Origin of the sequence: Agromyces humi (assembly GCF_009720255.1) — a bacterium.
Classification (GTDB): domain Bacteria; phylum Actinomycetota; class Actinomycetes; order Actinomycetales; family Microbacteriaceae; genus Agromyces; species Agromyces humi.
Window position 1 is genome coordinate 1 of the sequence record NZ_WJSP02000091.1, and the last position, 11,168, is coordinate 11,168.

General features: G+C 70.3%; 12 protein-coding genes and 1 tRNA gene. 5 read left to right on the forward strand and 8 right to left on the reverse strand.

Annotated elements, in window-relative coordinates; all coding sequences use genetic code 11:
* Positions 1–203 precede the first annotated feature (203 nt).
* Positions 204–1,187, reverse strand: a complete 984-nt coding sequence (locus GH736_RS09850; protein WP_159602692.1) for a Gfo/Idh/MocA family protein — start codon at positions 1,185–1,187, stop codon at positions 204–206.
* A 131-nt stretch (positions 1,188–1,318) separates the two neighbouring features.
* On the opposite strand from GH736_RS09850, the gene GH736_RS09855 reads away from it, so the two are divergent.
* Positions 1,319–1,669, forward strand: coding sequence for a hypothetical protein (locus tag GH736_RS09855; protein WP_159602694.1), 351 nt, complete (start codon positions 1,319–1,321; stop codon positions 1,667–1,669).
* 24 nt (positions 1,670–1,693) lie between these two features.
* Here the strand turns inward: GH736_RS09855 and GH736_RS09860 are convergent, their stop codons facing one another.
* Positions 1,694–1,948: a hypothetical protein gene (locus GH736_RS09860; protein ID WP_159602696.1), complete on the reverse strand. Its 255-nt coding sequence runs from the start codon at positions 1,946–1,948 to the stop codon at positions 1,694–1,696.
* Positions 1,945–2,271, reverse strand: coding sequence for a DUF7882 family protein (locus tag GH736_RS09865; protein ID WP_159602698.1), 327 nt, complete (start codon positions 2,269–2,271; stop codon positions 1,945–1,947). Before GH736_RS09865 ends, GH736_RS09860 begins: the two co-directional genes overlap by 4 nt.
* A 203-nt stretch (positions 2,272–2,474) precedes the next feature.
* Here GH736_RS09865 and GH736_RS09870 point away from each other — a divergent pair, with 203 nt between their 5' ends.
* The 3 genes from GH736_RS09870 (at position 2,475) to GH736_RS09880 (ending at position 4,215) form a co-directional block, all read left to right on the forward strand.
* A complete protein-coding gene (locus tag GH736_RS09870; protein ID WP_159602699.1) occupies positions 2,475–3,278 on the forward strand; it encodes an SGNH/GDSL hydrolase family protein in 804 nt (267 codons plus the stop codon).
* Between the two features lie 63 nt (positions 3,279–3,341).
* Positions 3,342–3,677 carry a hypothetical protein gene (locus GH736_RS09875; RefSeq protein ID WP_159602701.1) on the forward strand — a complete coding sequence of 112 codons (336 nt, stop codon included), beginning with the start codon at positions 3,342–3,344 and terminating at the stop codon, positions 3,675–3,677.
* Between the two features lie 202 nt (positions 3,678–3,879).
* Positions 3,880–4,215: a DUF7882 family protein gene (locus GH736_RS09880; RefSeq protein ID WP_159602703.1), complete on the forward strand. Its 336-nt coding sequence runs from the start codon at positions 3,880–3,882 to the stop codon at positions 4,213–4,215.
* A gap of 26 nt (positions 4,216–4,241) precedes the next feature.
* On the opposite strand, the gene GH736_RS09885 is transcribed toward GH736_RS09880, so the two are convergent.
* The 5 genes from GH736_RS09885 to topA all read right to left on the reverse strand — a co-directional run bounded on the left by GH736_RS09885 (position 4,242) and on the right by topA (position 10,605).
* Positions 4,242–4,317, reverse strand: a tRNA-Thr gene (locus tag GH736_RS09885).
* A gap of 79 nt (positions 4,318–4,396) precedes the next feature.
* Positions 4,397–5,962 (reverse strand): alpha/beta hydrolase, encoded by a 1,566-nt coding sequence (locus GH736_RS09890; protein ID WP_159602705.1) that lies wholly within the window; start codon positions 5,960–5,962, stop codon positions 4,397–4,399.
* The gene (locus tag GH736_RS09895; RefSeq protein ID WP_159602707.1) at positions 5,959–7,122 is read right to left on the reverse strand and encodes a DNA polymerase III subunit delta'; all 1,164 of its coding nucleotides are present in this window, start codon (positions 7,120–7,122) and stop codon (positions 5,959–5,961) included. The genes GH736_RS09890 and GH736_RS09895 overlap by 4 nt, the downstream gene beginning before the upstream one ends.
* Positions 7,123–7,174: 52 nt before the next feature.
* On the reverse strand, positions 7,175–7,795 hold the full coding sequence (gene tmk / locus GH736_RS09900) for a dTMP kinase (protein ID WP_159602709.1): 621 nt from the start codon (positions 7,793–7,795) through the stop codon (positions 7,175–7,177).
* The gene (gene topA / locus GH736_RS09905) at positions 7,792–10,605 is read right to left on the reverse strand and encodes a type I DNA topoisomerase (RefSeq protein ID WP_159602711.1); all 2,814 of its coding nucleotides are present in this window, start codon (positions 10,603–10,605) and stop codon (positions 7,792–7,794) included. Before topA ends, tmk begins: the two co-directional genes overlap by 4 nt.
* Positions 10,606–10,806: 201 nt before the next feature.
* Here topA and GH736_RS09910 point away from each other — a divergent pair, with 201 nt between their 5' ends.
* Positions 10,807–11,043, forward strand: coding sequence for a hypothetical protein (locus tag GH736_RS09910; RefSeq protein WP_159602713.1), 237 nt, complete (start codon positions 10,807–10,809; stop codon positions 11,041–11,043).
* Positions 11,044–11,168: the final 125 nt, after the last annotated feature.

Here is an 11,168-nt window from a genome sequence, read left to right on the forward strand (position 1 = left end):
ACCGACGTCGGGGCGCTCGGCGCGCCCCCGACGGGCGGATCGGACGGCGTCGAGCCGTCCGGCGCGACGGGGTCGCCGGACGTCGTGGGCTCGCCCGCGGCATCCGTCTCGTCGGTCATCCGGGGAATTGTACGCGGCGGCCCGGAGCGGAACCTGACCGATGCCCGAACGCGAGCCGAGTGCCGTGCGACTCCGGCGACCCGTCATTCGCCCGGGTAGCGCAGCCCGATCTGCTCGCGGATGGCGTCGAGCGTACCCATGATGGCGACCGTCTCGTCGATCGGGAGCAGGTCGCCGCGCAGGTTGCCCTCGGAGACCAGGCGCTCGAGGGCCTCAGCCTGGAAGTGCATGCCCCGACCCGTGACCTCGGAGCGATACTCCTCGATCACGGTGCCGTCGGCGGCGACCACGCGGAAGGAGGTCGGCGTGTACCAGACCCGGTCGATCTCGATCCTGGCCAGCGTGCCGAGCACGGCCGCGGTGTTCGGCCCGAGGGTGTCGCTCGCCGAGAGGAGGGACGCGACCCTTCCGCCGTCGTATCCGAAGAGGTTGGCGATCTGGGCGTCGGCGCCCGTGGCCTTGAACGTCGCCGTCGACTGGATGGTCTGCGGCGCGCCGAACAGGTCCCAGGCGAACGACACCGGATAGATGCCCAGGTCGAGCAGGGCGCCGCCACCGAGTTCGAGCGCGTTGATGCGGTGCGCCGGGTCGTCGGAGAGCTTCTGCGTGTGGTCGGCGATGAGCGTGCGCACGTCGCCGAGGGTGCCGTCGGCGATGATCTGCCGGATCCGCGCCATGTGCGGCAGGTACCTCGTCCACATGGCCTCGAGGACGAGCAGGCCCCGCTCGGCGGCCAGGTCGGCGAGCTCCTGCGCCTCGCGGGCGTTCACCGTGAAGGGCTTCTCGACGAGCACGTGCTTGCCCGCTTCGAGGACCATCCGGGCGGAGGTGGCGTGGAGGGGGTGCGGCGTGGACACGTAGACCACGTCGACCTCGGGGTCGGCGGCGAGGGCGTCGTAGCTCGGATGCGCGGTCGGGATGTCGAACTCCGCGGCGAAGGCGTCGGCCGACTCCTGGGAACGCGAACCCACGGCCTGCACCGTGAATCCGTTGAGCTTCAGGTCATGGGTGAAGGCATGGGCGATGCCGCCCGTCGCGAGGATGCCCCAGCGCAGTCGTTCCGTCATGGCGCAAGCCTAGTGGCGGCGTCGAAGGCGGGATGGCGCGCCTGCGTTGGGGCGTGATGCCTGCACCCCGCACCCGAGAGCCATCGAGTCAAGGGATTGATCGGGCGGCATGCGTGCACTACCTGTGGAGTATGGAGCGGATCTACTATGCGGGCGACCATTTCCTCACCGGCACGGAGATCGCACAGGCCCTCGTCGCCTATGCGGCCGCGTTGGCCACGCGCAGCGCGGCGGGCACCATCGACATCCCCGTCCGGCACGAGGACGACGGGGGGCTCAGCCGGGTGCGCTTCCTGGTGGGGCCGGCCAGCCAGCTCGTGACCGAACGGGTGGATCCCGAGGGTTACGACGAGATCGAGGACCCCGAGGTGGTCGCGCGGCTGCAGGCCCTCACCGCCGAGCTCGCGCCGATGCATCCGGTGCCGAACCACGCCGCGGATCGCGAGTCGTCCGTCGATTACGACTGGACCGACGAGGTCTGAGGGCCGGATGGTGTCCGTGCCGGCCTAGGACGTGCCTACCGTGCCCTCGCCGTCGGGCTGGCGGACGGGCGGCTCGTCGGGGACGGGCATGAGGGCGACCGGGATGCCCGGGCCGATCAGCAGCTCGGCGGGCTGAGGTCGCCCCTCCCCGTGGTTGACGGTGATCCAGACGGCGCGCCCGTCGCGGTTCGCCTGCTCGATGGCGGCCTTCATGCCCTCGAAGTCCTCTTCGCCGATGGAGAAGTCGCGACCCGCGTAGATGATCTGGATGCGCTTCACGGCTCCCGCTCTCCGCTCGGGACGGTGTCCTCGGGCTCGGGGATCAGGTGCAGTCCGCTCGGTGAGTTGGCGGCACTCATCAGCACCTCGATCCAGGCCCGGTTGATCGACGGCTGGCGCCCGCCCGCGTACTTGAACGACAACGGGATGGCCGGATGGATCCACAGTGCGCTCCGCCCGTCGCCGACCGCCGGATCGTCTCGCCAGCTGAAGGTGAACGACTCGCCGCGTCGGAGCTTGGCGGCGATCACGAGTTGGAGATGCGCGAGGACGCGGTCGTCGAAGTCGACGGTCAACGTGGAATCGTAGGTGAGTTTGCCCACCGTGCCTCCCTGTTCGGCGCCACCGCTCGATCGGGACGTGGTCGTTTCCCCGCAAGAATAGTGCGGGGGATGTTTCTCCGCCCCCCCCCTTGACGAGCACGCTCGCGTCCCGCAGGGAGACGAGCACGCTCGCGTCCCGCAGGGACCCGCTGCGCCCCGAACGGGGACAGGCGGACAGGGCGGCATCGCACTACCATCCGTGCATGACAATGCTGTCGAGAACCCGGCGTCTCACGACGCTCGCCAGCGCATCGATCCTCGTCGCCTCGGCGACGGCCTTCGGTGCCCTCCCCGCGATCGCCGCCCCCGGCGGCCAACCCGGACCCTCAACGGCCGACAAGGCCACGTACGCCGCACTCGGCGACTCGTATGCCGCGGGCGTGGGCGGCGGCGACTACCTCGACGCCTGCCTCACGAGCCCCAACGGCTACGCGGCCGACCTCGCCTCCGACCCGGGCCTCACCGTCCACGCGTCGCTGCGCGGATGCGTCGGCGCCACGGTCGACGACGTCGTCGCCACCCAACTCGGCGGACTGGACCTCCGCACGCGGCTGGTCACGCTGACCGTCGGCGCCAACGACCTCGGGCTCGAGGCCGTCACCGCGGCCTGCCTGTTCGGCACCGTCGAGCAGTGCGCCGCCGCCGTCGCCGCCGCACAGGCGAACCTCCCGATGCTGGCGTCCGACCTCGCAGGCGCCCTCGCGGCCATCCGGACCGCGGCTCCGAAGGCGACCGTGCTGGTGACCGGCTACCCGCTGCTCCTCGACCCGGCACTCCCGCAGGCGGGCGTGGTCAATGCTGGCGTCCTCGCCCTGAACGCGGTGATACAGGCGACCGTCGCCGCCGCCGGTCCGGGCTTCGTCTACGTCGACGTGACCGACGACTTCGCAGGGCACGGCCTCGGGTCGGCGAGCCCGTGGATCGTCGCACCGCCCAACGCCGACGCATTCCATCCGAACCCGGCCGGGTACGACGCCTACGCGGCGGCCATCCGCGCAGCCCGATGACCTGAGAGGCGTCGCGCACAACCCCCTGGCGGCATGCGCACCCCCGCGCCTAGCGTCGTCGAGATGATGCGCCTCACCTTCGCCGACAAGAGCCTCCTCGTGGGTGACGACGTGGCCGATCTCCTCGTCGAGTACTCCACTGCGCTCGCCGAGGCCGGGCAGGCCGACAGCGTCACCGTCGTCGCGTACGGTTCCGACGGCCAGAAGGTCACCGCCAAATTCGCTCTGAGCGAGGGGGCCGCCATTCTGGCTGAATCCACGCAGACCGATCTCGCCGACCCCGACAATGCCGCGGCGGAGAGCTACCTCCGCGAGCAGATCCGGATCCGGCGGTCAGGCGGGCGGGTGCGGCCGAGCGCCGAGCCCATGCCGACCGCGTACGACGACTTCGACCTCTGAGCGGCGACCCGACCACGACGCGGGCGATCCCGAGGCCCGAACCCGGTTCCGACCACACGTCCCGTGGTCCCACTTTTCGGTGGGACACGGGCGTAACGTCGGGAGGTACTTGGTCCCGTCGTAGAGTTTGCCCTTCGAGCTTCATTACGCCTCCCGGTGCCCGCATGTTCTCGGGCTTCACCGATCCGCCGAGGAGGCAACGATGGGCTACTTCGTGTACGACCAACAAGAGGTCGAGATCGACGACCGCACGCTGGCTCACCTGCAGGTCGTGATCATCGACAAACTCCGCCGGAACGAGTCCTTCGCGATGAACCTGGCCGACGACAAACGATTCGTCACGTTGTGGGTGTCGCCGCGGACGGCGGTGCAGTTCGTCTACGCCGGCAATCGACGGCCGAGCCTGAACCGAGGGTGGTTGGAGAGACTCGCCGACGGTGCCGGGATGACGGGCACGTTGAGCCTGCTGCCCGAGCCGCAGCTGGATTGGGCGGTCGAGGTGCAAGGCACTCAGGAACTGGTCTCCGTCAGCTCCTGATCGGCCCCGCGGGACCGCTGGGTGACTGGAGCCGCCTGTGGGAATCGAACCCACGACCTTCTCATTACGAGTGAGACGCTCTGCCGACTGAGCTAAGGCGGCGTGGCATCCGGTCTCGCCTGGGCGATCCGGCTGGCACGAGAATCTATGTTAGCGGGTTTCTCCGGCCTCGTTGACCACGTCAGCACCGGGGGTCGGACTCGGGCACCGTCCCGTCGATGAGATACCGTTCCACCGCGTCGTTCACGCACGCGTTCGACTTGTTGTAGGCGGTGTGCCCCTCGCCGTCGTAGGTGACGAGCACGCCGCTGTCGAGCTGGTCGGCGAGGGCGACGGCCCACTCGTAGGGCGTCGCCGGGTCGCCGGTGGTGCCCACCACGAGGATCGGCGCGGCGCCCGACGCCGCGATGGGCTCGCGCACGCGGTCGCTCTGGTACGGCCAGTTCACGCAGCCCAGGTCGCCGTAGCCGAAGTACGGCCCGATGACCGGCGCGGCGGCGGCGATGGCCGCGGCATCCGCCCGCATCGCGGCCACGTCGGACTGGTAGGTGTAGTCGAGGCAGTTGATGGCACGGAACGCCTCGGTGGAGTTGTCGAGGTAGGTGCCGTCGTCGCCGCGGCCGTTGTACGCGTCGGCGAAGGAGAGCGCGACGTCGGCCTCGCCGAACATCACCGACTCGAACATCTGGTCGAGGTACGGCCACGACTCCTCGCTGTAGAGCGGGTAGATGATGGCGGTGAGCAGCGTGTCCGCCCCGACCATGCGGCCATCGGAGCCGCGCAGCGGGCTGGCGTCGACGGACGCGAGCAGGCGGCCGACCTCGGCCATGGCGTCGTCGGCCGACCCCTCGAACGGGCACTCCGTGCCGGTGAGGCAGTTCTCGAGGTACGCGTGCAGCGCGTGCTCGAATCCGACCGCCTGCACCTCGTTGACCTCGGCGTTGCTCGCCGCGGGGTCGAGTGCGCCGTCGAGCACGAGGCGGCCGACCTTCTCGGGGTAGAGGTCGGCGTAGGTCGCACCGAGGAACGTGCCATACGAGTATCCGAGGTAATTGAGCTGCTCGTCCCCGAGCACGGCGCGCAGCAGGTCGAGGTCGCGCGCGGCGCTGACCGTGTCGACATGCGCCAGCAGGGCGCCGGTCTGCTCGCTGCACGCCTTCCCGAAGTCGGCGGCCGCGGCTCCCACGAGGTCGATCCACTCGTCGCTGCCGCGTTCCGCGGGCACGATCCCGTAGAGGTAGTCATCCATCTCGGCGGCGTCGTAGCACGCGACATCCGAGCTCCGGCCGACGCCGCGAGGGTCGAAGCCGACCACGTCGAAGTGCTCCTGCAGGGGCTGTCCCACCGCGTAGTCGAGGGAATCGGTGACGAAGTCGTATCCGGAACCACCTGGGCCACCGGGGTTGACCAGCAGCGACCCGATCCGCTCTCCGGTGGCGACGTGCCGCACGAGCGCGAGCTCGACCTCGCCGTCGCCGGGGTTCTCCCAGTCGAGCGGGGCCTTCGCGGTGGCGCAGCCGAGTCCGTCGCCGCAGGGCTCCCACTCGAGCACCTGCGAGTAGAACGGGCGCAGCTCCTCGGCGACGTCTTCCCCGGTGGGCGTCGAGACCGGCTGCGCCGGCCGGAGGAAGTCGGTCGAGCACCCGGTCAACGCGACCAACCCGGCGAGCAGCACTCCGACGACGCCGGCGCGGCGGGCGCGGCGCATCCGCGTCCCGGAACGGGCCGTAGGGCGTGGTGAGGTCATGCGGCTCCCCGTTCGGTGGACGTGCGGATGGCGCTGACGAGCATCGCCTCGAGCGCGAGTGCGGGCTGCACGTTGCCCTCGATGCGTTCGCGCGCCGCCTGGATGGCGTCGAGCGTCGCCAGGGTTCGCGCGGGCGACGCCGATGCCGCCGCTCGCTCGATCTGCGGCAGCAGCTCTCGGTTCACCAGTTCGACATCGGCCCCCAACTGGACGAGCAGGACGTCGCGGTAGAGCGACGCGAGGTCGACGAGGATGCGGTCGATGCCATCGCGAAGGCTGCGCGTGGCCCGTCGCTTCTGGTCGTCCTCGAGGGCCTTGAGCTGCGGTCGAAGCGCGGCCGGCACCGCCTGCCCCGGAGCGAGGCCCAGCGAGTGCAGGGCGTGCGCGCGCTCCTCGGCATCGCGGAGCTCGGTGATCGCCTTGGCGTCGTCGCCCGCGATCTGCAGGAACCTCGCAGCGGTGGACACGGCGGTCGCCGCCGAGCGCACCTCGAGCGCGAGCCGGAGGGTCTCGGCTCGGCGCTGCCTGGCCTCGTCGCTGGTGGCGAGCCGATGCGCCATGCCGATGTGGCACTGCGCCTCGCGGGCCGAGCGTTCGGCCAGGTCGGGAGGGACGCCGTCGCGGCGCACGAGGAGCGCGGCGACCTCGGCGACGGTGGGCATCTGCAGCCGCACGGAGCGGACGCGCGAGCGGATCGTGGGGATGAGGTCGGCCTCGCTCGGGGCGCAGAGGATCCAGACCGTGCGCTCGGGCGGCTCCTCGAGCTCCTTCAGGAGGAAGTTCGAGGTCTGCTCGGTCATGCGGTCCGCGTCCTCGACGATGATGACCCGGTGGCGACCCACGGACGGGGCGTAGTGCGAGCGCTTCACGATCTCGCGAACGTCGTCGCGCTTGATGATGACGCCCTCGGTGGCGAGCACGTGCAGGTCGGGGTGGCTTCGCGCCTCGACCTGGATGCGGGTGGGTTCATCGCCGTCGGGGTCCCCGGCGATCAGCGCGGTCGCGAAGGCGTACGCGAGGTTGGACCGGCCCGACCCGGGCGGCCCGGTGATGAGCCAGGAGTGGGTCATCTGCTGCGACGTACCGCCGGCGGACTCGGCCGCCGACCGGAACACGCCGATGGCCGTGTCCTGCCCGGTCAGTTCGCTCCACACGCTCACACGTCCACGCTACCTTCCGCCCCTGACCGCGCCATCCGCGCCGTCGCGCCGCTCAGAGGAGGCCGGCGACGCGAGCACGGATCGCCCCGGCGATCTCGTCGACGGGGCGCGATGCGTCGACCACGAGGAATCGCTCGGGCTCCGCCTCGGCGAGCGAGAGATACGCCGCCCGAACGCGATCGTGGAACTCGGATGCCTCGGCCTCGAGCCGGTCGTAGCGGGTGCGCGCCTCGTCGAGGCGTCCGCGAGCGGCCGCCGCATCGAGGTCGAGCAGCACGGTGAGGTCGGGTCGAAGGCCCTCGGTCGCCCACTCGGACAGGCCGCGGACGGCCTCGGGGTCGAGGACGCGTCCGGCGCCCTGGTAGGCCACCGACGAATCGATGTAGCGATCCTGGATCACCACGTCGCCGCGTTCGAGCGCCGGCCTGACCAGCGTCGCGACGTGGTGCGCCCGATCGGCGGCATAGAGCAGCGCCTCTGCCCGCGGTGCGATGTCGCCGCGGTGGTGGAGCACGATCTCGCGCACCTCGACCCCGACCTCGGTGCCGCCGGGCTCGCGCGTGCGCACCACGGTGCGGCCCGCCTCCTGCAGCCATCGGCCGAGCACCTCGGCCTGCGTCGTCTTCCCGGAGCCGTCGCCACCCTCGAGGGTGATGAAGACGCCCCGGCTCACGCCGTGCTCTTCTTGCTCGCCGCCTTCTTCGCGGGCGCCTTCTTCGCCGGCGCCTTCTTCGCAGCCGTCGACGTGGAGCGCTTCGCGCGGGGGGCGGCAGGCCCCTTGTCGCGCTTGATCTGGAGCAGCTCGACGGCCCGCTCGAAGGTGATCTCCTCGACCGACTCCGCCCGCGGGATCGTCGCGTTCGTGGTGCCGTCGGTGACGTACGGACCGAACCGGCCGTCCTTCACCTTGATCGGCTTGCCGCTCACGGGGTCGTTGTCGAACTCCTTGAGGGCGCTGGACGCACGTCGGGCGCCGTACTTCGGCTGCGCGAACAGCTCGAGCGAGCCCGGCAGGTCGATCTCGAAGATCGCGTCCTCGCTGGGGAGCGTGCGGGTGTCGGCGGCCTTCTTGAGGTAGGGGCCGTACCGTCCGTTCTGCGCGGTGATCTCCTCGCCCGACTCGGGGTCGAGTCCGACGACACGCGGCAGATCGAGCAGCTTCAGTGCGGTGTCGAGGTCGACCTCCTCGATCTGCATGCTCTTGAACAGCGAGGCCGTGCGGGGCTTCGCCGCCACGGGCTTCTTCGCGGCCCGCTTCGGCTTGGCCGCCTCCATGACCTCACCGGTCGCCTGGTCGACGGATGCCGCGGGCGCCGCTTCAGGCTCGGGATCGAGTTCCGTGACGTACGGGCCGAAACGCCCGTCCTTGACCACGACCTGCTTGCCGCTGTCGGGATTCACGCCGAGCACGCGGTCGGTCTGCACGGGCGCCTCGATCAGCTCCCTGGCCTTGGCCTCCGTGAGCTCGTCGGGTGCGAGCTCGACCGGGAGGTTGACCCGGCGAGGGATGCTGTCGTCGGCGGCATCGGGGTCGGCGGTCTCGAGATAGGGACCGTACTTCCCGATGCGGAGGGTGATGTCGGGCGCGATGCGCACGGAGTTGATCTCGCGGGCGTCGATGTCGCCGAGGTTGTCGACGACCTGACGCAGGCCCCGGTGCGTGTCGGATCCGAAGTAGAAGCCGTTGAGCCAGTCGACCCGGTCGGCCTCGCCCGATGCGATCCGGTCGAGGTCGTCCTCCATCTCGGCGGTGAAGTCGTACTGCACCAGGTCGCCGAAGTGCTCCTCGAGGAGGCGGACGACCGAGAACGCGACCCAGCTGGGCACGAGCGCCTGGCCGCGCTGCGTGACGTAGCCGCGGTCGAGGATCGTGGAGATGATCGAGGCGAAGGTCGACGGCCGGCCGATGCCGAGCTCCTCGAGCCGCTTCACGAGGCTGGCCTCGGTGTACCGCGGCGGCGGGGAGGTCTCGTGGCCCTTCGCCTCGAGCTCGGCGATCGCGAGCGACTGGCCCTCCTTCAGCGGCGGCAGCTTCGCCTCGCCGGGGGTCTCGTCGGCGTTGCGCTCCTCGTCTCGGCTCTCCTCGTAGGCGGCGAGGAAGCCGCGGAAGGTGATGACCGTGCCGCTCGCGGTGAACTCCGCGATCGTGCCCGCGACGCTGACGGATGCCTCGGCCGGGGTCGGGGCATCCGCTGCAGTCGGCCCGACCTCGATGGTGACGGTCGCGGTCTGGCCCTTCGCGTCGGCCATCTGCGACGCGACCGTGCGCTTCCAGATGAGGTCGTAGAGCTTGAACTCGCTGCCGCGGAGCACGCTCTGCAGCTCGGACGGCGTGCGGAACACCTCCCCCGACGGGCGGATCGCCTCGTGCGCCTCCTGCGCGTTCTTGGACTTGCCGGTGTAGAGACGGGGCTTGTCGGGAATGGAGTCCGCGCCGTACAGCTTCGTCGCCTGCGCCCGTGCCGCCGTGATCGCCTGCTGCGACAACGACACGGAGTCGGTGCGCATATAGGTGATGTATCCGTTCTCGTAGAGCGACTGCGCGACGCGCATGGTGTCGCGCGCCGAGAGACGGAGCTTCCGGGCCGACTCCTGCTGGAGTGTCGAGGTCGTGAACGGCGCGGCCGGCCGACGCGAGTAGGGCTTGGATTCGACCTTCGAGACCGTGCGCTGGACGCGCTCGTCGCGCAGGGCGTGCACGAGCGCCTCGGCGACGCGCTCCTCGAGCACGACGGCCTTGCCCTTGAGCCGGCCGGCATCGTCGAAGTCCCGGCCCGTTGCGACGCGTTCGCCGCCCAGACGGACGAGGCGCGCCTCGAAGGCGGAGCCCTCGTCGGACGACTCGGGCGCGAAGCGGCCGATGAGGTCCCAGTACCCCGCGGCGACGAACGCGAGGCGCTCGCGCTCACGATCGACGACCAGGCGGGTGGCGGCGGACTGCACGCGCCCCGCGGAGAGGCCGGGTCCGACCTTGCGCCAGAGCACGGGCGACACCTCGTACCCGTAGAGACGGTCGAGGATACGGCGGGTCTCCTGTGCGTCGACGAGCGCGGTGTCGAGCTCGCGGGTGTTGTCCTTCGCCTTCTGGATGGCGTCCTTGGTGATCTCGTGGAACACCATGCGGCGCACCGGCACCTTGGGCTTGAGCTCCTGGAGGAGGTGCCACGCGATGGCTTCGCCCTCGCGGTCCTCATCCGTTGCGAGGAGGAGTTCGTCGGCGTCCTTGAGGGCGCGCTTCAGTTCGGCGACCGTCTTCTTCTTCGAGTCGGAGACGACGTAGTACGGCTCGAACCCGTGCTCGACGTCGACGGAGAACTTGCCGAGCGAGCCCTTCTTCAACTCGGCGGGCAGGTTCTTCGGCTCGATGAGGTCACGGATGTGGCCGACCGACGACAGCACCTGGTAGCCGTCGCCCAGGTACTGGGCGATCGACTTCATCTTGGTCGGCGACTCCACGATGACCAACTTCTTCGCGCCTGACACCAGACTCCTCTGTTCCATGAATGGGGCAACGCACTTTCGAGCCGCGCCCCCGAGCGGTGTGCCTGCCGGTGGATCGGACCGCCGACAGCCACACCATACACACCCTCACCGTGAGTGCACCCACCGGGCAGCGCGAACTGGGGGTGGGGCGACGCGCCCGCAACCCCTTGCAGTTCCCGGGCCGCGGAGGAGAATGACGCCATGGACACCACTTCCGCGACCTCGTACACCGCGAAACTCATCGACGGTCCGCTCGAGGGCAAGACGGTCGCCACCGCGTTCCTCGAGACCGGCGACCCACGTCCTCGTCTCGAGCTCAACACCGACAAGGGCAAGCACTACATCTATACCCGCGCTGCCGGTCTCGAGTTCGGTGCGGAGGACGACGACCGCCCGACCGCCGTGGAGTACCGCTTCGTGGAGACCGTCTTCGACTGAGCTCAGCCGGTCGAGCCCGGGGGCCCGGCGCGTGCGGCGCGCCGCACGTCGAGGCCGGTCCCGTGGACCCGCACGGTGACGAACGCCACGGCGCCATCGACGTCGCACGCCTCGAGGTCGGCGCC

Bases quoted from the DNA above. Each gene is read 5' to 3' on its own strand.
- GH736_RS09850 (WP_159602692.1), bottom strand. From the start codon at position 1,187: ATGACGGAACGACTGCGCTGGGGCATCCTCGCGACGGGCGGCATCGCC.
- GH736_RS09855 (WP_159602694.1), top strand. From the start codon at position 1,319: ATGGAGCGGATCTACTATGCGGGCGACCATTTCCTCACCGGCACGGAG.
- GH736_RS09870 (WP_159602699.1), top strand. From the start codon at position 2,475: ATGACAATGCTGTCGAGAACCCGGCGTCTCACGACGCTCGCCAGCGCA.
- GH736_RS09875 (WP_159602701.1), top strand. From the start codon at position 3,342: ATGATGCGCCTCACCTTCGCCGACAAGAGCCTCCTCGTGGGTGACGAC.
- GH736_RS09880 (WP_159602703.1), top strand. From the start codon at position 3,880: ATGGGCTACTTCGTGTACGACCAACAAGAGGTCGAGATCGACGACCGC.
- GH736_RS09890 (WP_159602705.1), bottom strand. From the start codon at position 5,962: ATGACCTCACCACGCCCTACGGCCCGTTCCGGGACGCGGATGCGCCGC.
- GH736_RS09910 (WP_159602713.1), top strand. From the start codon at position 10,807: ATGGACACCACTTCCGCGACCTCGTACACCGCGAAACTCATCGACGGT.